This window comes from Pseudoxanthomonas sp. PXM04, assembly GCF_014851695.1.
Taxonomy (GTDB): domain Bacteria; phylum Pseudomonadota; class Gammaproteobacteria; order Xanthomonadales; family Xanthomonadaceae; genus Pseudoxanthomonas_A; species Pseudoxanthomonas_A beigongshangi.
This window is the reverse complement of record NZ_JACVAG010000005.1, coordinates 1-21,887: the sequence shown is the minus strand read 5'-3', so window position 1 is coordinate 21,887 and position 21,887 is coordinate 1. Positions and strand designations below refer to the sequence as shown.

Genomic DNA, 21,887 nt, shown 5'->3' with positions numbered 1-21,887 from the left:
GCGGCGCCGGATCGGACAGGGGACCGATCCCGCCTCGTCATAACCGCCCTGCGCCCGTGTCCATCGATCGTTTCCCGCCCTTGCCTTCAGGAGGAAGTCATGCGGAACGACGCTCCCTGGAATGCCATCCTGGCCCAAGGCGGGCCCGGCGCGCTGGCCATCGGCCACAACGTCGATCGCGTGCTCGACGCGGTGCGTACCCATCTGGGCATGGACGTGGCCTTCATTTCCGAGTTCGGTGGTCACTACCGGACCTTCCGCCACGTGGTGGGCTCGATTGAACCGATGCCGATCCGCCCCGGCGACAGCAGCCCGCTCGATGAAGGCTACTGCCTGCGCGTGGTCGAGGGCCGCATCCCTCAGCTGATACCGGATACCGCCGCGGTGCCGGCGCTGGCCGCGATTCCGGAGACCGCGCTGGTTCCCATCGGCGCGCACATCAGCGTTCCCATCCGCCTGCGCGACGGCCGCGTCTACGGCACCTTCTGCTGTTTCAGCCTGCGCCCGCACCTGTCGCTGGGCGAACGCGACCTGCACATGATGCGCGCCTTCGCGGATCTGCTTGCCTACCAGATCGACGGCGATCTGGATGCCGTGCGCCTGCACCAGGAAAAGGTCGAGCGGATCACCTCGGTGCTCGAAATGGGCCAGCCCAGCATCGTTTACCAGCCGATCTACCATCTGGCCGGGGAGCGCATCATCGGCATCGAATGCCTGTCCCGGTTCGACATCAACCCGCCACGGCCACCGGACCTGTGGTTCAACGAAGCGCGCGAAATCGGCCTGGGTGTGCGGATGGAACTCAACGCGATCCTCACCGCGCTCGACGGCCTGCGCCACGTCCCCGGCGACTTCTACGTATCGGTCAACGTCTCGCCGCAGACGCTCATCAGCGGCGAGATCGCCGGTTACCTGGACGAACTGCCGCCGCACCGGCTGGTGCTGGAAATCACCGAGCACGATTACGTGGAAGACTACGCCGTGTTGCGCGAACGGCTGGCGCCGCTGCGCCGGCAGGGTGTGCGCGTCGCGGTGGACGATGCCGGTGCCGGCTACGCGAGCATGCGCCACGTGCTGGCCACCAGCCCGGACATCATCAAGCTGGACATGACCCTGACCCGCAGCATCGACACCGATTCGCCACGCCGCGCACTGGCCGCGGCACTGATCGCCTTCGCCCGCGAAACCCACAGCGGCATCGTCGCCGAAGGCGTGGAGACGGCGGAAGAACTGGCCGCGTTGCGCGCCCTGGGCGTGCCGGACGCCCAGGGCTATTTCCTGTCGCGGCCGCTGTCATTGCCGGCGCTGCTGGCGTTGCTGGATCCACCGGGCAAGCGGGTCCACTGACGCCGCCGTACCATATCCCGCCGGAGCGGCGCGCCGCTCTGGCATGATCCGGCGTCCTGACCGGAACCCATCCCATGCGGCGCCATCCGATTCCCCACACCGACCTGCGCGCCTCGCGCATCGCCTGCGGCTGCATGCAGTTGAGCCGCGCCTGGGACGACACCGATCCCACCGCAGAAGAACGACGGCAAGCCGCGCAGCTCATCGAGACCGCGCTGGAACAGGGCATCAACCTGTTCGACCATGCCGACATCTATGCGCGCGGCAAGTCGGAGCGGTTGTTCGGCGACTGGCTGGCGGCCTCGCCCTCGCGCCGCGACGAACTGATCCTGCAATCCAAGTGCGGCATCCGCTTCGCCCATGACCCGCAACCGGATTCGCCGGGTCGCTACGATTTCAGCCATGCGCACCTGGTCGCATCCGTCGAGGGCAGCCTGCGCCGGCTGCGTACCGACTACCTGGACCTGTTGTTGCTGCACCGGCCGGATCCGTTGGGCATACCGGAAGAAGTCGCCCGTGCCTTCGACGATCTGCATCGCAGCGGCAAGGTGCGGCATTTCGGCGTCAGCAACCACACCGCCAGCCAGATCGCGTTGCTGCGGGCGCATGTCGATCGGCCGCTGGTCGCCAACCAGGTCGAAATCAGCCTGCTGCACCATCACCTGATCAACGAGGGCGTGATCGCCGCCACCCGCGGCACCACCTACACCGCCTCGGCCGGCACGCTGGACGAATGCAGGCGCCAGGGCATCCTGCTGCAGGCCTGGTCGCCGCTGGCCGGTGGCCGGCTCTCCCACCCGGCGACCGCCGAGCCCGCGCTGCGTCCGACCGCCGAAGCCGTCGCCCTGGTCGCCGCCCGCCACGAGGTTTCGCCCGAAGCCATCCTGCTGGCCTGGCTGCTGCGCCACCCCGCCGGCATCCAACCCGTCATCGGCACCACCCGCCCCGATCGCCTGGCCGCGGCCTGCGCCGCCGACCGCATCGAACTGAGCCGCGAGGAATGGTATGCGCTGTTCACCGCGGCGCGGGGCGGGCCGGTGCCTTGAGGGCGGGGATTCGGGATTCGGGATTGTGGGAGCTTCTGCTTTTGCCTCCCCCTTTGAAAAAGGGGGATTGAGGGGGATTGAGGGGGATTTGCTTTTGCGCCAAAAGCAAAATCCCCCGTCACCTGCTTCCGCAGGTGCCCGCCCCCTTCTTTAAAGGGGGCTATCCGGAACGGTCACTGCTATCTGAACTCGCATTGGCTTCCTGAGGACATCTTCCGCGGAAATCCAATCCCACCGCGCCCTGTCACGCGAACGCCATGTAACTGCAATGCGGGTTTCATGGCCGGTCTCCACCATGCGCAAAACGTGGAGTTGCGCATGCGGTACGCCATCGTCACCGAAACCTATCCGCCCGAGGTCAATGGCGTTGCCCTGACCGTGCAGGGGCTGGAACAGGGTCTGCGCGCGCGCGGACACCGGGTCTCGCTGGTGCGGCCGCGGCAGGAAGGCGACCCGCGCGAACTCGACGACACCACCCTGGTGCGCGGCGCGGCGCTGCCCCGCTACCCCGGATTGAAATTCGGCCTGCCGGCGGCGCGTCGCCTGGCCCGGCTGTGGAGCGAATCGGCGCCGGATGCGATCTACGTGGCCACGGAAGGCCCGCTGGGCTGGTCGGCGCTGCGCGCGGCGCGGCGGCTGGGCATTCCGGTCGCGACCGGCTTCCACACCCGCTTCGACGAATACATGCGCGACTACGGCGCGGCGTTCCTGCAACAGACCGCGATGCGCTGGATGCGGCGCTTCCACAACGGCGCCGACGCCACCCTGGTGCCGACCCGCGAGCTGCAGGAATTCCTGACCGCGCAGGGCTTCGCCCGGGTGGTGCGGCTGGCGCGCGCGGTCGACACCTCGCAGTTCTCGCCGGCGCACCGGGATGACGGCCTGCGCGCCGAATGGGGCGCGGGCGCGGACACGCCGGTGGCGATCTACGTGGGCCGCATCGCCGCGGAAAAGAACCTCACCCTGGCCGTGCAGGCGTTCCGCGCGATCCAGCGCGACCGCCCCGACGCGCGTTTCGTCTGGATCGGCGACGGTCCTGCGCGCGAGCGGCTGGCGGCGGCCAATCCGGACTTCGTGTTCTGCGGGGTGCAACGCGGCGCGGCATTGTCGCGGCATTTCGCCAGCGGCGATCTGTTCCTGTTCCCCAGCCATAGCGAAACCTTCGGCAACGTAACCCTGGAAGCGATGGCCAGCGGCGTGCCGACCGTGGCCTTCGACTACGGCGCCGCGCGCGAGCACCTGCGCAGCGGCGTGCACGGCTTCGCGGTGAGCGACGACGACGCGTTCGTGGCCGCGGCCGCGCAGCTGGGATCCGATGAAGCGCTGCGCCGGCGCCTGGGCGCCGATGCCAGCGAGGCCGTGCGCGTACTGCGCCCGGAACAGGTCGCCACCGATTTCGACAACCTGCTGGCCGGTCTGGCCGCGCAAAGGAGGCCGCATGAGAACGTCGCTACCGCGTAACGCGCTCCGGGGCCGCGACGCAGGCTGGTGCCTGCGCGCCAACCGCTGGGGCGAATGGCAGGGCGTGCGCCGCTTCTTCGCGGTGATCAGCCGCCTGGGCGACGGCGTGTTCTGGTACGTGCTGATGGGCGCACTGATCGTCGCGGACGGGCTGGACGGCCTGGCCGCGTCGGCGCACCTGGCGGCCACCGGCGTGGTCGCGCTGACCCTGTACAAGCTGCTCAAGCGCTGGACCCGGCGCCCGCGCCCGTTCGCCTCGGACGTGCGGATCCGCGCCTGGATCGCGCCGCTGGACGAATTCAGCTTCCCGTCCGGGCATACGCTGCATGCGGTCGCCTTCACCGTGGTCGCGCTGGCCCATTATCCCGCGCTGGCGGTGCTGTTGATTCCGTTCGCGGCCTGCGTGGCGGTATCGCGGGTGGTGCTGGGCCTGCACTATCCCAGCGACGTGCTGGCCGCCACCGTGATCGGTTCGGCCCTGGCCGGGTTGTCGCTGTGGCTGGTGCCGGGCGTGTCGCTGTTCGCCTGAGCGAACCGGAAAAACGGCTGGGAAAAAAGAAGGCCGGATTCCTGCGAATCCGGCCTTCTCCACATCACGAGGATGATGCTCAGTTTTCCAGCAGCGGCTTGCGCGGCAGTTTCTGCTCGCGCATCGCGGCGTGGTAGGCGAACGAGGCCAGGATCGCCGCCGCCTGCTTCAGATCTTCCGGCGCGGCGTGATCGTAGGTATCCAGATCGCTGTGGTGGACGTTGCTGAAATAGTCCAGGCCGTCCTGCACGAACTGGAAGCCCGGCAGGCCGACGCGATCGAACGAGACGTGATCGGTGCTGCCGGTGTTGCGCACGGTCACGATGGTGGCGCCGACATCGTTGAACGGCTTCAGCCAGGCTTCGAAGATCGGCATCGCCGCCTGGTTTTCCTGCGCGTAGATGCCGCGGATCTTGCCGGAGCCGTTGTCCAGGTTGAAGTAGGCCGAGAACTTGTCGTAGTCGCGCTTGCGCTGGAGCGGGCCGGTGCGCTCCTGGAAGTAGCGCGGCAGCTTCTTCTGTTCCGGATCGGTGGCTTCCGGATAGTCGGCGAAGTGCTTGGCGACATAAGCAGCCGAACCGATCAGGCCCTGCTCCTCGCCGCTCCACAGCGCCACCCGGATGGTGCGGCGCGGCTTGGCGCCCACCGCCTTGAGGATGCGCATGGCTTCCATCATCACCGCCACGCCGGCGGCGTTGTCGGCCGCGCCGGTGCCGGCGTGCCAGGAGTCCATGTGCGCGCCGATCATCACGATCTCGTCGGCCTTGCCGCTGCCCGGGATCTCGGCAATCGTGTTGTAGCCGGGATCATTGGTCTCGCTGGTGAACTGCGCGTCCACGTTGATGCGCAGGCGCACGTCCTGCTTGCGCTCGATCGCGCGCAGCAGCGGGTTGTAGTGCTCGGCCGCCACCGCCAGTTCCGGAATGCCGGCCGGCTCGCCGGCACGACGCGAACCGCCGCCGCCGACCCGGATGATGCCGTTGTCCCAGCCGCTGATGCTCAGCGCGGCCAGCGCGCCTTCCTCGGTCAGGAAACGGTTGGTCGCCTGCACCAGATCCTGGCGCTGCCGGTACTCAGCCAGTCGCTTGCCACGATCGGCCGGATTGGTGTCCTTGGGCACGCTGAAGGACAGCAGCTCGGTCAGGCCGGCTTCGTCGTAGCGGCGCGAATCCGGCTCGGTGCCGGGCTTGTACTCGCGGGCTTCGCTGAGCAGGACGATCTTGCCTTTCAGCTTGCCCTTGTACTTGTCCAGGTCCGCCTTGGTCTTGAGGGTGACGACCACCGCCTCGCCTTCGACCGGGCCCTGCGTGCCGGGCGTCCAGGCCTTGGGCACCGCGCGCAGCGAGGTCACCCGCGGCGCCAGCAGTTCCACGCTCGCCGAGCGATACGTCCAGCCGCGGCCGAAGTCGTCGAACGCCTCGTCATGGACATTGGACAGACCCCACTCGGTGAACTTGCCGCGCGACCAGGCATTGGCCTGCGCCATGCCCGGCGAGTTGGTCAGGCGCGGCCCGATTTCCTCGGTCAGGTGGCCGAAGGTCGCCATCACCTGCGACCGGTGGAATGCCTCCTGGCGGATGCGGTTGACCATGTCCAGGTCCACCGGCTCATTCGCCTGCGCCATTCCGGCCAGGCCCAGGCACAACGCCATCACGCTCCGCTTCAACACGCCCTTGCTCTCCCCGGGTCCGTCCCCGAATGTGCATAAAGGATCGAGTCTGCCCCGGCCAAAGGTCATGGTCCCCCTGCCATCAGTCATGGTCGTGCTGAGAGCCGGCGAGAGTCGGGCTCAGCGGAACGGTTCGCGGCGGGCGCGCTGCAGTGCGGGAATGCCCTGTCCGGTCCAGTCCTGATCGTTGGCGACCTGCGCCTGGCCGCGGCTGGCATCCAGCGCGTCGAAATCGAGATCGGCGATGGCCCAGACCTCGTCGCCACGGGTCTGCGCCAGCACGCCGTCGGCGGGGAAACCGCGATCCATCGGCGCGAACAGGGCCGCCTCGCCAGTATTCACGTCCAGCGCCGGACTCCATTCGGCGATACCGGCGGTAACCGCCTGGGCCACGAAGAAACGGTTCTCCAGCGCGCGCGCCAGGCAACCGACCCGCACGCGGGTGGCGCCTGCCTCGGTGTCGGTGCAACTGGGCACCACCAGCAGGCGTGCGCCGGCTTCGTACTGCGCGCGCACCGGCAGCGGGAACTCGCTGTCGTAGCAGACCGCGACGCCGGCCCGCACGCCCTCGACATCGAACACATTCAGTGCGTCGCCGCCCTCGATCACGCCGGTGGTCTTCTCGAAACCGGTGAGCTGCAGTTTGTCCTGCCAACCGTGGCGGCCATCGGGCGTGAACCAGTAGCTGCGATTGCGGTAGCGCCGTTCGCCCACGGCGAGCAGGAACGAGCCGGCGACCACATGCAGGCGCAGTTCCGTCGCCAGCCTCGGAAACAAGCTCATCCAGTCCGCGTGCAGCGCCTGGGTCGCCGCCAGCGAGGCTTCCAGATCGCCGCTTACGTCCGCCGCGAAGGTCGCGGCCAGTTCCAGCGACAGGTATTCGGGCAGCACCGCCACCTTCGCGCCCTGTGCGGCCGCATCACCCAGCAATCGCCCCAGTCGTTCGGCGAAGGCGGCGAAGTCGCGCGGCGCCTGGATCGGATACTTGGCCACGGCCACCTTCATGGCGCGGCCTCCAGCGGACGCAGCCAGAACGTCAGCGCATGCGGGATTTCGCCGCGACCGATTTCGTCCCACGCCAGCTGCATGGTCATCCCCTCCCTGCGCCGGTAGCCGCGCTTGTGCCAGAACGCGTCGTTGCCGCGATGTTCCGCCGGCCGACGCGGATCCATCGGGTCGCGATCCACCGCGCAGAACCCGGTCCAGCGGAATCCGCCCAGCGCGCGCGCATGCGCCTCCCGCCGATCGAAGAAGGCATGGCCGATGCCACGACCGCGATGCTCCGGCAACAGCACCGATTCGCCGAAATAGAACACCTCGTCCGGCGGGATCTCCGATGCCAGGAACGGCTGGCGGAAAGCTTCGCCGTCATCCAGCAGCGGCAGCCCAGTGGACGCGCCGATCACCCGCTCCCCGTCCAGCGCCAGCACGAACACGCTGCGCGGCGACGCCGCGTAGGCCGCCAGGTAGTCGCGCTCGTAGTCGAAATCACCCTCGTACAGATAGGGCCAGTCGCGGAACACGGCCACGCGCAGGCGCGCCACGTCGGCCAGCCACGGTCCGATGTCCGGTCCACGGAATACACGGATGTCGAAGCGGGAATCCATCCGCGAACTTTACCGCAGCCCCGGCATGGCGACGCGCGGTCACGGCGTGGGATCCTCGCCGGTCCCACCCGGTGGCGGCTCGATACCCGCGCCGGCGACCCCGCGCCCCGCCGCCACCGCCACGCCTGCAAGCAGGCCGCCCACGATCAGCATCGCCTGCGCGGCCATCACCATCAGCACGCCAAGGCCTTCGCCCGGCCCCCCGTCGTGGCCCGGCTGCGATGACGCATGGCAGTGCTGCAACCACAGCAGCGAGAACAGCAATTGCGGGAGCAGGAACAGTACGCCATACAAGCGCCATGAAATCACCGCCGCCATGACGTAGAACAGCAGGACCAGGACCGTTCCCACCAACATCACCGGCATCGTTCGCCGCCTCCCGCCGGCAGGCAGCGGCGATCATCCCAGTCATAGACCACGATTCCGGATTCGGGCAACACCCACAGGCGTGCGCGGCCATCCCGCGAGCAGGTCATGAAGCGACGGGCGCGCGGTGGCTCGCCCGCCGCCTGCCACGGTCCCCAGGCAATGGGGACGGCATGCCGCGAAAGGCCTTCCCTGGCCTGCGTCGCGTCCTGCAGCAACACCATCGGCCGGCGGCGCAGCGCGTTGCGCGTCTCCGCCGCCAACCGGAACCCCAGCCAACCCCGGTGCACGTGCCGCAGCGGCAGCAGCAGCGTGGCGAGCGCGCGTTCGCTGATACCGGCTGGCTTGCCGTCACCGCCGTCGAGGGCGATGACGGCCTCGGTGTGCAGGCAGGCGGGCAACACGCGGCACGCGCGGCGATGCAATGTCTGCGGGTCCAGCATGGGTGTGCCTCAGCGCAACCCGTTGCCCAGGTCGTACCAGTCGACCTTGCGCGTGATCCACATGATCCCCGCCAGGATGCCGAACAGCAGCAGCGTGCCCATCAGCAGCGCGTTGGTCTCCGACAGCAGCAGCATGTACAGCACCCCGTACAGCGCGGTCAGCATCGTCGCGAACCCGGCCGCGCGCAGCCAACTGCGCAGCACGCCGGACAGGTAGAAGAACTGCAGGCCGATGCACGCCACCGCCGACACCAGGTACGCCTTCCAGAATGCGATGTGTTCGGACAGGCTGAGCAGCAGCAGGAAGAAGATCGCCAGCGCCAGGCCCACCAGCAGGTACTGCAGCGGGTGGATCGGCAGGCGCTTGATTAGTTCGAACAGGGCGAACCCGACGAAGGTCAGCACCACGAACAGGATGCCGTACTTGCTGGCGCGATCGGCCTGGGTATAGATGTCCACCGGATCGACCAGGTGGATGTCGGCGCTGTCGATGCGGGTCAGCGATGGACCTTCCGAGGATGCGTCGATGGCGACCTGGCCGGTCAGCGGCATGCGTCGGGTGAAATCGCCTTCGGCGCTGGCCAGTTGCGCCTGCGCGTTGCTGGCCAGCGAGGAGATTTCCCAGTTGGCGGTGAAGCCGCTGGCCTCGACGGTGCGCTGGGTCGGCAGGAAGCGACCGCCGAACAGCGGATGCGGCCATTCCGAATGGACATCGATGCGGTTGCTGTCGGCGATCGGGCTGATGCCCAGCGATTCTGTGCCGGCCAGGCCGAAGTCCAGTTGCACGTTGCTGGCCGGCAGGAGCACCCCGCCCTCGCCGCCCAGCACCGCGTGGACGCCGCTCATCCGCGCGGACATCGCGCCGGTGCCGCCCTCGAAGGCGAGCGTACGTCCGTCGACCTTGACGACCGGCGTCCCCACCAGTCCGCGCACATCGCTCAAGCCCATCACCAGGATGGGCTTGCCATAGGTGCGGCCGTCCGTCTGCTCCAGCACCAGCGACTCGAAGTGCGCGCTCATGCGCGCCGACCACTGGTAGGTGCGCACGTCATACAGGCCGATGCGCCGCAGCGCCGGCTTCAACCCGCCGCCCGCCTGCAGCGTCTTGGGCGTCTGCAGCACGTAGCCACGCACGGTTTCCTGGCGAATTTCCGGCTTGCCTTCGGCGTTGACCACCGTGGTGTTGCTGGTCTTCTGCCACGGCACCACCCGCAACGGCCCGATCACCTGCTGCGGACCGGCCATGCTCTCGGCGATGCGCTCGACCGCCTGCGCCTGGTAGCGTTCGCGATCGCTGATCACGCCGCGCACCATCAGCAGGGGAATCATCAACAGCAGCACCAGACCGCCCACGGTCAGGAACCGCAACAACAGCTTCAACGACTTCATGTCTTCGCCCATCCGGGTGTGGAGATGGACAAAGCCTGGCGCCGGCCGGTGGGCGGGCGTGGAAGCGGATTTGAAGTCTGTGTGAAGTGGGTGGCCGGCGCCTTCTCCCTTTTGTGGGAGCGACGTGAGTCGCGAAACCCGGCTTGGTCGAATCGCGACTTACGTCGCTCCCACAAGATAGGGTTCGATCAGGCCGCGGGCAGGGTCAGCACGGCTTCGGCGCCGCCGTCGGGATGGTTGCGCAGGACGATGTCGCCGCCATGCAGGCGCGCGACTTCGCGCACGAACGGCAGGCCCAGGCCTGAACTGCGCAGGCCGCTGCCCGGACGGGCCAGCGAATAGAAGCGTTCGAAGATGCGTTCGCGCGCGTAGTCGGGAATGCCCGGTCCGTGATCGCGCACGCTCAGCTGGACGCGATCGCCGGCGGTCTCGGCGGCCAGCACCACCTCCGCGCCGGACGGCGAGAACGCGATGGCGTTGTCGAGCAGGTTGCTCAGTGCCTGCCGGAGCAGGAAGGGATCACCACTCAGGCGCAGGCCCGGGGCGCCGCGCACGCGCAGATCCAGGCCGGTGGCGCGCATCTCCGCGGCCTCGCGCACGGCCTCCAGCAATTCGTCCGCCATCATCGTCTGGCGCTTCTGCAGCCAGCCGTGCTGTTCCACCTCGGCCAGCGCCAGCAGCTTGTCGATGGTCTCGGTCAGGCGCTGCTCCTGGGTCTGGATATTGCGGGCGAAGCGCTGCCGTTCGGTTTCCGGCAGCGGTTCCTGCAACAGCTCGGCCGCGCCCCGGATCGCCGCAAGCGGACTCTTCATCTCATGGGTCAGCGACTGCACGTACTGCTCGACGTAGGCCTTGCCCTCCAGCTTGCGCCGCATCGCCTCCAGCGCGCGGCCCAGATCGCCAATTTCGTCGCGACGCGGCTTGGGCGGCGGGACCGGCTCGCCGGCGGCCACCGCCTGCGCGTAGCGGTTCAGGCGGCGGATGCCGCTCACCAGCCACCAGGTGATCAGCATGCCGATCAGCGCGGACAGGCCGATCAGCCAGGCGCCGCGGCGCATGATGCTGCGCTGGCTGGCGGTGATGAAGGGATCGATGGTGTGGTTGGGCTGCGCCACGGTCAGCACGCCGATCAGCCGGTCGCCGTCGCGGATGGGCGCGGCCACGTGCATCACCGTGCGCTCCGGATCGTCGGGCGTCTCCGGGCTGGAGCGCGCGCCATATTCGCCGCGCAGGGTCAGGTAGACGTCGTTCCAGCGCGAGTTGTCGCGGCCGAGGTCGCGGCCCTGCGAGTCGTAGACCACGATGCCGCGCGCGTCGGTGACGGTTACCCGGTACTCGATGTGGCGCTTGGGGAAACTCCAGATGCGTGCGCGCAGATCACGTCCCGCGGCTTCGGACATCTTGGCCGCGAAGTCGCCGTCGGCGATGCGGCCGGCCTTCAGATCGTCCGCGGCCATCACCGCCAGCAGGTTGGCGGTATCCACGAGGGTGGATTCCATCGCCTGGCGCACGCCCGGCTTGACCTCGTTGACGAACACCCGCATCACGAAGAACGCGGCCAGTCCGACAATCAGGAAGAAGGCGAGGAACAGGCGGGCGCCCAGGCGCATGATCAGAGCTCGATGGCGTAGCCGAGACCACGATGGGTGCGGATCGGATCCGGCTCCGCGCCGGCCGCGCGCAGCTTGCCGCGCAGCGTCTTGATGTGGGTATCGACGGTGCGGTCCATGCTATCGGCGTCGCTGTCCCAGCCGCGATCCATCAATTGCGCGCGGCTGAGGATCGCGCCGGGCCGCTGCAGCAGCGCCGCCAGCAGGGCGTATTCGTAGCGGGTCAGATCCAGCGGGCGATCCTGGTAATGGATCCGGTGCCCGTCGCGATCGATGGCGAAACCGCCCTGGCGGATCCAGCCCGCATCCGGCGTGGCCGGATGCAACCGGCGCAGCCGCGCGCGCACCCGCGCCACCAGTTCGCGCGGCGAGAACGGCTTGGCCACATAGTCGTCCGCGCCAAGTTCGAGCCCCAGCACCCGGTCGATCTCGTCGTTGCGCGCGGTCAGGAAGATCACCGGCACGTCGCTGAAGGCGCGCAATTCACGGCAGACGTCGAAGCCGCTGGCGTCGGGCAGGCCGACGTCCAGCACCACCACGTCCACGCCACCGGCGCGCACCCGCGGCACGACCTCGCGCGCGAGCTGGCAATGCTCGGTTTCCAGTCCCTCGCTGCGCAGCGCATACAACACGGTGTCGGCGATGGCGGCTTCGTCTTCGGCAATCAGGATCAGCGGCATGCGGCACAGGATAGTCGGCCCCCGCGCGGGCCGCCACGCGCCCTGCCTCAGCCTGTCGCCATCCGGACCGGGGATGCGCCGGCGCCATCGGCCATTTCCGCAATCAGGCGTGGCACCAGCGCATCCAGTTCGGCCTCGGCCGCCGCCAGCGAACCGGCCAGGCGCACGTCGGCGAATTCGTCGTACTCCACCGCGATGCGGTCCACCCGATCGATGCCCAGGTACGCCAGCGGCACGGCGATGCCGTCCTCGACATGGTTCAGATGCGCCAGGCGTCCGCCCGGGTCATAGCCGAAATCGCCGCGCGCGCCCAGCAGGACCAGTCGCCGGCCCTGCCCGGCCAGCATCGGCCAGTACGGCTCCCCGGCCCGACTGCGGTCGAAGCCGAACGTGCGCCCGACCCGCACCACGTTGTCGATCCACGCCTTGAGCTGGGCCGGCATGCCGAAGTTGTACATCGGCGCGGCGATCACGATCAGTTCGCTGGCGATCAGTTCGTCCACGAGGTCATCGCTCTCGCGCAGGGCCTCGCGCATCCGCTCGTCGCGCTGCTCCGGCCGGGTGAACGCCGCGCGTACCCAGTCGCCGGTCACTGGCGCGGGCGGATGCAGGCCCACGTCGCGATGCGCCACCCGGTCGTGCGGACGCCGCGCCTTCCAGCGACGGAGGAATCCGGCACTGAGGCGGCGGGTGTGCGAGCCATGCGCCTGCTGGTCCGAGCGGCCCGCGCGGGCACTGGAGTCGATGCACAGGATGTTCATTTTCGTTCATCTTTGGCAGCGCACCGGAACAGGTGCATGATGCGCATTTTCCCGGGGACCAACCCCCAGAAAAAACGATATTTGCGAACCCTCATAGATGAATGAAATTCATCCCATAGCCCGACTACCGTCCCTGAACGCGCTGCGCGTGTTCGAAGCCGCTGCACGGCATCTGAGCTTCCGGCGGGCCGCCGAGGAACTGGCGCTCACCCCCACCGCCGTCAGCCACCAGATCCGTCTGCTGGAAGACCGGCTGGGCCTGCCACTGTTCACCCGCCAGGCCCGGCGGGTGGCGCTCACCGAGGCCGGCCAGCGGCTGTATCCGGTGCTGCGCGACAGCTTCGACAACATCGGCCAGACCCTGGCGGCGCTGCGCGCGCCCTCGCCGCGCCTGGCGGTCACGGTTTCGGCCACCCGTGGCTTTGCCGCGCAATGGCTGCTGCCGCGGCTGCCGGCATTCGCCGATGCGCATCCGGACATCGATCTGCACCTGCACGCCTCCGACGCGCCGGTGGATTTGCTCGCCGGCCAGGTCGATCTGGCCTTGCGCTACGGCCGGACGCCGCCGCCCGGCCTGCACGCGGACCATCTGCTTGCGTGCCGTTTCGCGCCGGTGTGCAGTCCGCGCCTGGACCTGCACGATCCGGCGCGGCTGTCCTCGTTCCCGCGCCTGCGCTTCGAGTGGCGGCAGCGCGATCGCGCCACGCCCGATTGGCCGCCGTGGTTCCGCAAGGCCGGAGTGGCCGCCGGCGACGCGCCGGAACGGATGTTCTCCGACGAGTCGCATGCCATCGTCGCCGCGATCTCGGGCCAGGGCGTGCTGCTGGCGAACCTGGCGCTGGTGGCCGGCGAACTGCGCGACGGCACCCTGGTGCAACCCTTCGGTCCGGTGTTGGAAGGCCATCCGATCCGGGTGCTTTGGCCGCCACGACACGCGGGCAACGACGCGGTGGCGCGCGTGCGCGCCTGGCTGCGGGAACAGGCCGAAGCGTCACCGGGTACCGGTAACCTCGCCGATGCTTTCCCGGCGACGGATTGAATCCCGGCATACTTCACCGATGAACTATCGCCACGCCTTCCACGCCGGCAATCACGCCGACGTCCTCAAGCACGTCCTGCTGCTGGCCCTGCTGGATGCACTCAAGCGAAAGGACACGCCGTTCTTCGTGCTGGACACGCATGCCGGCCGCGGGCGCTACCTGCTGGGCGCCAGCGAGAGCCGCAAGACCGCCGAGGCCGATGGCGGCATCGTCCGCCTGTTCGACAGCGCCCGCCTGCCCGCGCCGGTGGAGGACTACCTGCGCGCGGTGCAGGCCGACAACCCGGTGGGCGCGCTGGTGGCCTATCCGGGTTCGCCGTTGCTCGCGGCGCAGGCGATGCGCGCGCAGGACCGGCTGGCCGCCTGCGAACTGCAACCCGAGGAAGCGGCCGAACTGAAGGCGCTGTTCGCCCACGACCCGCGGGTGGCGGTGCATGCGCGAGACGGCTATGCGGCGATGCGCGCCCTGCTGCCGCCACGGCTCGGCGAAACCCGCTTCGCGCGCGGGCTGGTGCTGATCGATCCGCCCTACGAGGCGCAGGACGCGGAGTATCCGCAGATCCTCGATGCCGTGCGCGAAGGCCTGCAACGCTGGCCCGCCGCGACCTACGCGGTTTGGTATCCGATCAAGCAGCGGCGCAGCCTGCTGCCGTTCTTCCGCAAGGTGGCCGCCCTGCCGGCCAAGTCGGCGCTGGTAGCCGAATTGCAGGTCCGTCCGGACGATTCGCCGCTGCGGCTCAACGGCAGCGGCATGCTGGTGATCAATCCGCCCTGGCAGTTCGACGCCGCCATCGCGCCGGTGCTGCCCGCCCTGCAGACCGCGCTGGGCGAAGCCGGCGCCAGCAGCCGGCTGGAGTGGATCAAGCGCGAAACCGCCGCCGCGCCCGGCAAACGTCCGGGCTAGGCGCGCCCGCCACGATCCCGTCGGGAGGCTGTGCGAGAATCGCCGCTCCCCTCCTCGCGCATCCCTCCATGGCCGGATCCAGCCTGTTCGCCCTCATCGACGACATCGCCACCCTGCTGGACGACGTCTCGGCGATGACCAAGATCGCCACCAAGAAGACCGCCGGCGTGCTTGGCGACGATCTGGCGCTCAACGCCCAGCAGGTCTCCGGCATCAAGGCCGACCGCGAACTGCCGGTGGTATGGGCGGTGGCCAAGGGATCGATGGTCAACAAGGCAATCCTGGTACCGGCCGCGCTGGCGATCAGCGCGCTGGAAACCTGGCTGCACGGACGCGGGATCAACATCCCGCTGATCACCCCGCTGCTGATGCTCGGCGGCGCCTTCCTCTGCTACGAGGGCGTCGAGAAGCTGGCGCACAAGTTCCTGCACGGCAAGGGCGAGGACGAACAGGAGCACGCCGAACGCGTGCGCGCGGTGCAGGACGAACAGGTCGACATGGTCGCCTTCGAGCAGCAGCGCATCCGTGGCGCGGTCCGCACCGATTTCATCCTGTCGGCGGAGATCATCGTCATCTCGCTCGGCACCCTGGCCGGGCGAACCTTCATCGAACAGTTGCTCACGCTGGTCGCCATCGCCCTGATCATGACCGTGGGCGTGTACGGACTGGTCGGCGGCATCGTCAAGCTCGACGACGCCGGCCTGGCGCTGAACCGCGACGAGCGCGCGGGCGGCTGGCCGCGCTTCAAGCGCGCCCTGGGCCGCGGCATCCTGCACAGCGCGCCCTACCTGATGAAATTCCTGTCCATCGCCGGCACCGCCGCGATGTTCCTGGTCGGCGGCGGCATCCTGGTGCACGGCATCGGCGCCCTCCACCACTTCATCGAGCCGTACGCGCAGGGCGCGCTCGGCGGGCTGCTGTCGATGCTGTTCAACGCCGGCGTCGGCATCGTCGCCGGTGCCCTGATCGTGGCGGTCACGGTGCTGATCGGGCGGCTGCGCGGGAAACGCCACGCTGCCTGAACCGCTGTTCAGGCGCCTCGCCTGCCTGGGGGATTTCGTGCGAGCATGATCACATGACCGCGCCGAAACGACTGCCCCCCTGGCATGAACACTTCCGCCTGCCCAGCGGGCGCGAGTTGCTGATCCGCCCGATCCGACCCGAGGACGCCGGTCCCATCCAGGGCGCCTTCACCCTGCTCGGACCGGACGAAATCCGCCAGCGCTTCCTGTACGCCCTGCGCGAACTGACCCCGGAAATGGCCCAGCGCCTGAGCCAGCCGGATCCGCAGACCGAGTTCGCGCTGGTCGCCGCCGAATCGCTGCCGCCGGGCGAAGCGCTGGTCGGCGCGGTGGCGCGCGCGTCTGTGGTCAACCGCACCCGCGAGGCCGAGTTCGCCATCCTGGTCAGCCATTTCATCGCCGGCCAGGGCCTGGGTCGCCACCTGATGCGCCGGCTGGTGAAGTGGGCGCGTTCGAAGAAGCTGGACCGGCTCTACGGCGACGTCCTGGACAGCAACCTGCCGATGCTGCAACTGGCCCAGTCGCTGGGCTTCAAGCAGGTCCGCGAAGCCGACTCCGCGCCGGGCCTGGTGCGGGTGGTGCTGGACCTCAACGAAGTCGCCTGATCCGGAAGCTGATCCGGAAGCCCCCGCGCGGACCACTTTCCGACCGGCGGACGGCCGTCCTCCACCCACATCGCCGTCATCATGACTGTCAGGGGAGGCCTGCGACAGGCATTGTCGCGCGCGGTCGGAGGGCTCCCCGATGGGCATCGACGAAACCCGGCTCAACACCTTCCTCGGCAAGGCGGTCGAGGACCTCGGCGCGGCGATCAGCGCCACCCTGATCCTGGCAGGCGATCGGCTGGGCCTGTACAAGGCGCTGGCGGAGGGGCCGCTCACGCCCGCGGCGCTGGCCGAGCGCACCGGCACCCACGAACGCTACCTGCGCGAATGGCTGGCCAATCAGGCCGCTGGCGGCTACGTCACCTACGATCCCGGCAGCGGCGAATACCGGCTGGAGCCCGAACAGGCGCTGTGCCTGGCCGACCCGGCCAGTCCGGTGGATCTGGCGGGCGCGTACTACATCATCGAGGCGGTATTCCACGCGCTGGATCGCACCGTGGACAACTTCCGCACCGGCGCGGGGCTGGAATGGGGCGATCACCACGCCTGCCTGTTCCATGGCACCGAACGGTTCTTCCGCGCCGGCTACAACGCCCACCTGCTCGGCGAATGGCTGCCCGCGCTGGACGGCGTGGTCGCCAAGCTCACCGCCGGCGCGCAGGTCGCCGATGTCGGCTGCGGCCATGGCGCCAGCACCCTGCTGATGGCCCGCGCCTACCCGCGCTCGCGCTTCGTCGGCTACGACTACCATCCCGAATCGATCCGGGTGGCCGGCGAGCGCGCGCGCGAGGCCGGGCTGGAGAACGCGCGCTTCGAAGTCGCCGACGCCACCGGATACGGCGAGCATGACTTCGATCTGATCGCCTTCTTCGACTGCCTGCACGACATGGCCGATCCGGTCGGCGCGGCGCGCCATGCCCGCCAGGCGCTGAAGCCGGACGGGCACTGCCTGCTGGTGGAACCGTTCGCCGGCGACAACGTCGAGGACAACCTCAATCCGGTCGGCCGGGTCTACTACGGTGCTTCTTCGCAGATCTGCGTGCCGGTGTCGCTGGCCCGCCACGGCCCCGCGCTGGGCGCGCAGGCCGGCGAGGCGCGCCTGCGCGCGGTGATGGAAGCCGGCGGCTTCGGCCGTTTCCGGCGCGCGGCGCAGACCCCGTTCAACCTGGTGTTCGAAGCACGCCCCTGAACCACGGGAGATTCCCATGCCACGCTATGTGATCGAACGCGATCTGCCCGGCGCCGGCCTGCTGCCGGCGGAGGAACTGCGCGCCATCTCGCGCAAATCCTGCGAGGTGCTGGAGGACCTGGGCCCACAGGTACAGTGGATGCAAAGCTACGTCACCGCCGACAAGGTTTACTGCATCTACGTGGCGCCGAACGAGGACCTGATCCGCGAGCACGCGCGGATGGGCGGTTTCCCCGCCAATCGCATCGCCGAAGTCCATGCGGTGATCGACCCGGTCACCGCCGAATGACGGCAATGATGACGGTGCCGGTGCCGACGTTTACCCGGGCGGCAGCGGCGGCGCGGTAGACTGGCGGTCCCTTGCGCTGGTGGCGGACGACGCCTCCGGCGCTGCCGCTGTTTTGTGCACCGATGACCACCGATCCGAATTCCGCCTCCTCCACTCCCGTTCCTCCCCTGCCCCGCGGCGCCCAGTCGCGCGCCTGGTGGCGGGCGCCGGCCTCGCCATCCGCGCTGGCCTGGTTCCTGGCCCGCGCGGCGCTCGCCCACGACGGTCCAATCGTGGCGATTGCCCGCGACAACCACCAGGCGCACCAGTTGGAAGGCGATCTGCGCACGCTGCTGGGCGAACACGGACGCCCGGATCTGCCGGTGCTGCCTTTCCCGGACTGGGAAACGCTGTCCTACGATCGCTTCAGCCCGCATCCGGACATCGTTTCCCAGCGCTTGGCCGCGCTGCACCGCCTGCCCGCGCTGAAGCGCGGCATCGTGGTGGTGCCGGTGCAGACGCTGATGCAGCGCCTGCCGCCGCTGCGCCACGTGGTCGGCGGCAGCTTCGACTACCGGGTCGGACAGGTGCTGGACTTCGACGCCGAGAAGCGCCGGCTGGAAACGGCCAGCTACCGGCACGTGCCGCAGGTGCTGGATCCGGGTGACTTCGCCGTGCGCGGCGGCCTGCTCGATGTATATCCGATGGGCGCCGACGCGCCGCTGCGCATCGAGTTGCTGGACGACACCATCGATTCGATCCGCCAGTTCGATCCGGAAAGCCAGCGTTCGCTGGAAAGGACCGATGCGGTGCAGTTGCTGCCCGGCCGCGAGGTACCGCTGGACGATGCCTCGCTGGCGCGTGCGATGAACCTGCTGCGCGACCGTTTCGACGTCGACACCCGCCGCAGCGCGCTCTACCAGGATCTGAAATCCGGGCTGGCGCCGGCCGGCGTGGAGTACTACCTGCCGTTGTTCTTCGAGCAGACCGCCACCCTGTTCGACTACCTGGGCGAACGTGCCCTGCCGCTGCTGGCCGATGGCGCCAGCGCCGCCGCCGACGCGTTCTGGACGCAGACGCAGGGCCGCTACGAGCAGCGCCGCCACGACATCGAGCGCCCGCTGCTGCCGCCGGAAGAGCTGTACCTGCCGCCGGACAACCTGCGCGAACGCCTCAACCAGTCATCGCGCATCGAAGTCTGCGGAACGGATCACCCGCGCCATGCCGAAGCCGCGCCGCTGGGCGACCAGCCTTCGCCGACGCTGCCGCTGGCGCAGAAGGATCAGGCGCCGGGCCAGGCACTGCGTTCGTTCCTGGATCACTATCCGGGCCGGGTGCTGATCGCCGCCGACTCCGCCGGTCGCCGCGAGGCGCTGCTGGAAGTGTTGCAATCGGCCGAACTGAAACCGGCGGTGCTGCACGACCTGCCCGCCTTCCTCGCCGACGGTGCCCGCTTCGGCATCGCGGTCGCGCCGCTGGAAGACGGCTTCGCCCTGGATGCGCCCGCCGTGGCGGTGCTCACCGAACGCCAGTTGTTCCCGGAACGCGCCACCCAGCCGTATCGCCGCAAGCGCACCGGCCGCGAGCCGGACAGCATCATCCGCGACCTGGGCGAGCTGAGCGAAGGCGCGCCGATCGTCCACGAGGATCACGGCGTCGGCCGTTATCGCGGGCTGGTGGTGCTGGAAGCCGGCGGCCTGCCCGGCGAGTACCTGGAAATCGAATACGCCAAGGGCGATCGCCTGTACGTGCCCGTCGCCCAATTGCACCTGATCAGCCGCTACTCCGGCGCCTCGGTGGAAACCGCGCCGCTGCATTCGCTGGGTGGCGAGGCGTGGACCAAGGCCAAGAAGAAGGCCGCCGAGAAGGTCCGCGACGTGGCCGCCGAACTGCTGGAAATCCAGGCCCGCCGGCAGGCCCGCGCCGGCTTGGCGCTGCCGGTGGACCGGGCGATGTACGAACCGTTCGCCGCCGCCTTCCCGTTCGAGGAAACCCCGGACCAGCACGCCGCCATCGAGGCGGTGCTGCGCGATCTGGGCAGCAGCCAGCCGATGGATCGGGTGGTCTGCGGCGACGTCGGCTTCGGCAAGACCGAGGTGGCGGTGCGCGCGGCCTTCGCCGCCGCCAGCGCCGGCAAGCAGGTGGCGGTGCTGGTGCCGACCACGCTGCTGGCCGAGCAGCACTACCGCAACTTCCGCGATCGCTTCGCCGACTGGCCGCTGCGGGTGGAAGTTCTGTCGCGCTTCAAGACCGCCAAGGAGATCAAGGCCGAGTTGGAGAAGCTGGCCGAGGGCACGCTGGACGTGATCGTCGGCACCCATCGGCTGTTGCAGCCGGACGTGAAGTTCAAGGATCTTGGCCTGGTCATCGTCGACGAGGAACAGCGTTTCGGCGTGCGCCAGAAGGAAGCGCTGAAAGCGCTGCGCGCCAATGTCCACCTGCTGACCCTCACCGCCACGCCCATTCCGCGCACGCTCAACATGGCGATGGCGGGACTGCGCGATCTGTCGATCATCGCCACCCCGCCGGCCAACCGCATGGCGGTGCAGACCTTCATCACCCCGTGGGACGGCACCCTGCTGCGCGAAGCCTTCCAGCGCGAACTCTCGCGCGGCGGCCAGGTGTACTTCCTGCACAACGACGTCGAGACCATCGGCCGCATGCAGCGCGATCTGCAGGAACTGGTTCCGGAGGCGCGCATCGGCGTCGCCCACGGACAGATGCCCGAGCGCGAGCTGGAACAGGTGATGCTGGGCTTCCAGAAGCAGCGCTTCAACGTGCTGCTGTGTACGACGATCATCGAGTCCGGCATCGACATTCCCAACGCCAACACCATCGTCATCCATCGCGCCGACCGCTTCGGCCTGGCCCAGCTGCACCAGTTGCGTGGCCGCGTCGGCCGTTCGCACCATCGCAGCTATGCCTACCTGGTGGTGCCGGACAAGCGCAGCATGACCGCCGACGCCGAGCGCCGGCTGGACGCGATCGCGGCGATGGACGAACTGGGCGCCGGCTTCCTGCTGGCCACCCACGACCTGGAAATCCGCGGCGCCGGCGAACTGCTGGGCGAGGACCAGAGCGGACAGATGGCCGAGATCGGTTTCAGCCTGTACACCGAACTGCTGGAGCGCGCGGTGCGCTCGATCCGCCAGGGCAAGCTGCCGGACGCGGACCTGGGCCAGGAGGCGCGCGGCGCCGAGGTCGAACTGCATGTGCCGGCGCTGATTCCGGACGACTACCTGCCCGACGTGCATACCCGCCTGACCCTGTACAAGCGCATCAGCAGCGCGCGCGACCGCGACGAGCTGCGCGACCTGCAGGTGGAGATGGTCGATCGCTTCGGCCTGCTGCCGGATCCGGTGAAGTACCTGTTCGCCGCCGCCGAACTGAAACTCGACGCCACCGCGCTGGGTATCCGCAAGCTGGATCTGGGCGATGCCGGCGGTCGCATCGTGTTCGAGGCCAAACCGAACATCGATCCGATGTCGGTCATCCAACTGATTCAGAAACAGCCGCGCATCTACAGCATGGATGGTCCGGACAAACTGCGCATCAAGCTGCCGATGGTGGAACCGGCGGATCGCTTCAATGCCGCCAAGGGACTGTTGACCACGCTCAAGGTGGCCTGACGGCCGGAATCGACCTTGTGGCATCTTGTGGGAGCGACGTGAGTCGCGATTGCCGTTGGCCACATGGCTGAAAAGCATTCGCGACTTACGTCGCTCCCACAGTTGGAGAATTGCCAACGCTACAACTGCGATTCGATTGGCAGCCATTCCAGCGGCTTGGCGGTGCCTCTACCCCACTGGCCGATGCCTGCCGGATTTGTGGGAGCGACGTGAGTCGCGATTGCCGTTGGCCACATGGCTGAAAAGCATTCGCGACTTACGTCGCTCCCACAGTTGGAGAATTGCCAACGCTACAACTGCGATTCGATTGGCAGCCATTCCAG

20 protein-coding genes are annotated in these 21,887 nt (G+C 68.7%); 11 read left to right on the top strand and 9 right to left on the bottom strand.

What is annotated here, in order from left to right; translation table 11 throughout:
• The first annotated feature begins 99 nt into the window (after nt 1-99).
• The 4 genes from IB228_RS12860 to IB228_RS12845 all read left to right on the top strand — a co-directional run bounded on the left by IB228_RS12860 (nt 100) and on the right by IB228_RS12845 (nt 4,383).
• Nucleotides 100-1,347 (top strand): EAL domain-containing protein, encoded by a 1,248-nt coding sequence (locus IB228_RS12860; RefSeq protein WP_192198806.1) that lies wholly within the window; start codon nt 100-102, stop codon nt 1,345-1,347.
• A gap of 74 nt (nt 1,348-1,421) precedes the next feature.
• Entirely contained in the window at nt 1,422-2,393 is a 972-nt protein-coding gene (locus IB228_RS12855) for an aldo/keto reductase (RefSeq protein WP_192198805.1), read from the top strand.
• A 318-nt stretch (nt 2,394-2,711) separates the two neighbouring features.
• Complete coding sequence (locus IB228_RS12850; RefSeq protein ID WP_192198804.1) at nt 2,712-3,854, top strand: glycosyltransferase family 1 protein; 1,143 nt, start codon at nt 2,712-2,714, stop codon at nt 3,852-3,854.
• Complete coding sequence (locus IB228_RS12845; RefSeq protein WP_192198803.1) at nt 3,832-4,383, top strand: phosphatase PAP2 family protein; 552 nt, start codon at nt 3,832-3,834, stop codon at nt 4,381-4,383. The genes IB228_RS12850 and IB228_RS12845 overlap by 23 nt, the downstream gene beginning before the upstream one ends.
• Before the next feature lie 79 nt (nt 4,384-4,462).
• Here the strand turns inward: IB228_RS12845 and IB228_RS12840 are convergent, their stop codons facing one another.
• The 9 genes from IB228_RS12840 to IB228_RS12800 all read right to left on the bottom strand — a co-directional run bounded on the left by IB228_RS12840 (nt 4,463) and on the right by IB228_RS12800 (nt 12,908).
• Complete coding sequence (locus tag IB228_RS12840; RefSeq protein WP_183637764.1) at nt 4,463-6,052, bottom strand: M20/M25/M40 family metallo-hydrolase; 1,590 nt, start codon at nt 6,050-6,052, stop codon at nt 4,463-4,465.
• Between the two features lie 120 nt (nt 6,053-6,172).
• Nucleotides 6,173-7,057, bottom strand: coding sequence for a carbon-nitrogen hydrolase family protein (locus IB228_RS12835; RefSeq protein WP_192198802.1), 885 nt, complete (start codon nt 7,055-7,057; stop codon nt 6,173-6,175).
• Complete coding sequence (locus IB228_RS12830) at nt 7,054-7,659, bottom strand: GNAT family N-acetyltransferase (protein ID WP_192198801.1); 606 nt, start codon at nt 7,657-7,659, stop codon at nt 7,054-7,056. The genes IB228_RS12835 and IB228_RS12830 overlap by 4 nt, the downstream gene beginning before the upstream one ends.
• A gap of 39 nt (nt 7,660-7,698) precedes the next feature.
• Nucleotides 7,699-8,016: a hypothetical protein gene (locus IB228_RS12825; protein ID WP_192198800.1), complete on the bottom strand. Its 318-nt coding sequence runs from the start codon at nt 8,014-8,016 to the stop codon at nt 7,699-7,701.
• Nucleotides 8,016-8,468, bottom strand: coding sequence for a hypothetical protein (locus IB228_RS12820; protein ID WP_183637774.1), 453 nt, complete (start codon nt 8,466-8,468; stop codon nt 8,016-8,018). The genes IB228_RS12825 and IB228_RS12820 overlap by 1 nt, the downstream gene beginning before the upstream one ends.
• A gap of 9 nt (nt 8,469-8,477) precedes the next feature.
• Nucleotides 8,478-9,857, bottom strand: a complete 1,380-nt coding sequence (creD, locus tag IB228_RS12815) for a cell envelope integrity protein CreD (protein WP_183637776.1) — start codon at nt 9,855-9,857, stop codon at nt 8,478-8,480.
• A 188-nt stretch (nt 9,858-10,045) separates the two neighbouring features.
• Nucleotides 10,046-11,467: a two-component system sensor histidine kinase CreC gene (gene creC / locus IB228_RS12810; protein ID WP_183637779.1), complete on the bottom strand. Its 1,422-nt coding sequence runs from the start codon at nt 11,465-11,467 to the stop codon at nt 10,046-10,048.
• Between the two features lie 2 nt (nt 11,468-11,469).
• Nucleotides 11,470-12,147 (bottom strand): two-component system response regulator CreB, encoded by a 678-nt coding sequence (gene creB / locus IB228_RS12805; protein WP_192198799.1) that lies wholly within the window; start codon nt 12,145-12,147, stop codon nt 11,470-11,472.
• 47 nt (nt 12,148-12,194) lie between these two features.
• A complete protein-coding gene (locus tag IB228_RS12800) occupies nt 12,195-12,908 on the bottom strand; it encodes an NAD(P)H-dependent oxidoreductase (protein WP_183637785.1) in 714 nt (237 codons plus the stop codon).
• Nucleotides 12,909-13,005: 97 nt separating this feature from the next.
• On the opposite strand from IB228_RS12800, the gene IB228_RS12795 reads away from it, so the two are divergent.
• The 7 genes from IB228_RS12795 (at nt 13,006) to mfd (ending at nt 21,564) form a co-directional block, all read left to right on the top strand.
• Nucleotides 13,006-13,947, top strand: coding sequence for a LysR substrate-binding domain-containing protein (locus tag IB228_RS12795; protein ID WP_192198798.1), 942 nt, complete (start codon nt 13,006-13,008; stop codon nt 13,945-13,947).
• Nucleotides 13,948-13,966: 19 nt separating this feature from the next.
• Nucleotides 13,967-14,851 carry a 23S rRNA (adenine(2030)-N(6))-methyltransferase RlmJ gene (gene rlmJ / locus IB228_RS12790; RefSeq protein WP_192198797.1) on the top strand — a complete coding sequence of 295 codons (885 nt, stop codon included), beginning with the start codon at nt 13,967-13,969 and terminating at the stop codon, nt 14,849-14,851.
• Between the two features lie 68 nt (nt 14,852-14,919).
• A complete protein-coding gene (locus IB228_RS12785; RefSeq protein WP_192198796.1) occupies nt 14,920-15,873 on the top strand; it encodes a DUF808 domain-containing protein in 954 nt (317 codons plus the stop codon).
• 53 nt (nt 15,874-15,926) lie between these two features.
• A complete protein-coding gene (locus IB228_RS12780) occupies nt 15,927-16,478 on the top strand; it encodes a GNAT family N-acetyltransferase (RefSeq protein ID WP_183637798.1) in 552 nt (183 codons plus the stop codon).
• A 139-nt stretch (nt 16,479-16,617) separates the two neighbouring features.
• Nucleotides 16,618-17,667 carry a class I SAM-dependent methyltransferase gene (locus tag IB228_RS12775; RefSeq protein WP_183637802.1) on the top strand — a complete coding sequence of 350 codons (1,050 nt, stop codon included), beginning with the start codon at nt 16,618-16,620 and terminating at the stop codon, nt 17,665-17,667.
• A 16-nt stretch (nt 17,668-17,683) separates the two neighbouring features.
• The gene (locus IB228_RS12770) at nt 17,684-17,956 is read left to right on the top strand and encodes a DUF4242 domain-containing protein (RefSeq protein WP_183637807.1); all 273 of its coding nucleotides are present in this window, start codon (nt 17,684-17,686) and stop codon (nt 17,954-17,956) included.
• Between the two features lie 122 nt (nt 17,957-18,078).
• Nucleotides 18,079-21,564 (top strand): transcription-repair coupling factor, encoded by a 3,486-nt coding sequence (gene mfd, locus IB228_RS12765; RefSeq protein ID WP_192198795.1) that lies wholly within the window; start codon nt 18,079-18,081, stop codon nt 21,562-21,564.
• The last annotated feature ends 323 nt before the right edge of the window (nt 21,565-21,887 follow it).

Coding starts and splice junctions, on each gene's coding strand:
- IB228_RS12860 (WP_192198806.1), top strand. CDS start 100: ATGCGGAACGACGCTCCCTGGAATGCCATCCTGGCCCAAGGCGGGCCC.
- IB228_RS12855 (WP_192198805.1), top strand. CDS start 1,422: ATGCGGCGCCATCCGATTCCCCACACCGACCTGCGCGCCTCGCGCATC.
- IB228_RS12850 (WP_192198804.1), top strand. CDS start 2,712: ATGCGGTACGCCATCGTCACCGAAACCTATCCGCCCGAGGTCAATGGC.
- IB228_RS12845 (WP_192198803.1), top strand. CDS start 3,832: ATGAGAACGTCGCTACCGCGTAACGCGCTCCGGGGCCGCGACGCAGGC.
- IB228_RS12835 (WP_192198802.1), bottom strand. CDS start 7,057: ATGAAGGTGGCCGTGGCCAAGTATCCGATCCAGGCGCCGCGCGACTTC.
- IB228_RS12830 (WP_192198801.1), bottom strand. CDS start 7,659: ATGGATTCCCGCTTCGACATCCGTGTATTCCGTGGACCGGACATCGGA.
- IB228_RS12825 (WP_192198800.1), bottom strand. CDS start 8,016: ATGTTGGTGGGAACGGTCCTGGTCCTGCTGTTCTACGTCATGGCGGCG.
- IB228_RS12820 (WP_183637774.1), bottom strand. CDS start 8,468: ATGCTGGACCCGCAGACATTGCATCGCCGCGCGTGCCGCGTGTTGCCC.
- creD (WP_183637776.1), bottom strand. CDS start 9,857: ATGAAGTCGTTGAAGCTGTTGTTGCGGTTCCTGACCGTGGGCGGTCTG.
- creC (WP_183637779.1), bottom strand. CDS start 11,467: ATGCGCCTGGGCGCCCGCCTGTTCCTCGCCTTCTTCCTGATTGTCGGA.
- creB (WP_192198799.1), bottom strand. CDS start 12,147: ATGCCGCTGATCCTGATTGCCGAAGACGAAGCCGCCATCGCCGACACC.
- IB228_RS12800 (WP_183637785.1), bottom strand. CDS start 12,908: ATGAACATCCTGTGCATCGACTCCAGTGCCCGCGCGGGCCGCTCGGAC.
- IB228_RS12795 (WP_192198798.1), top strand. CDS start 13,006: ATGAATGAAATTCATCCCATAGCCCGACTACCGTCCCTGAACGCGCTG.
- rlmJ (WP_192198797.1), top strand. CDS start 13,967: ATGAACTATCGCCACGCCTTCCACGCCGGCAATCACGCCGACGTCCTC.
- IB228_RS12785 (WP_192198796.1), top strand. CDS start 14,920: ATGGCCGGATCCAGCCTGTTCGCCCTCATCGACGACATCGCCACCCTG.
- IB228_RS12780 (WP_183637798.1), top strand. CDS start 15,927: ATGACCGCGCCGAAACGACTGCCCCCCTGGCATGAACACTTCCGCCTG.
- IB228_RS12775 (WP_183637802.1), top strand. CDS start 16,618: ATGGGCATCGACGAAACCCGGCTCAACACCTTCCTCGGCAAGGCGGTC.
- IB228_RS12770 (WP_183637807.1), top strand. CDS start 17,684: ATGCCACGCTATGTGATCGAACGCGATCTGCCCGGCGCCGGCCTGCTG.
- mfd (WP_192198795.1), top strand. CDS start 18,079: ATGACCACCGATCCGAATTCCGCCTCCTCCACTCCCGTTCCTCCCCTG.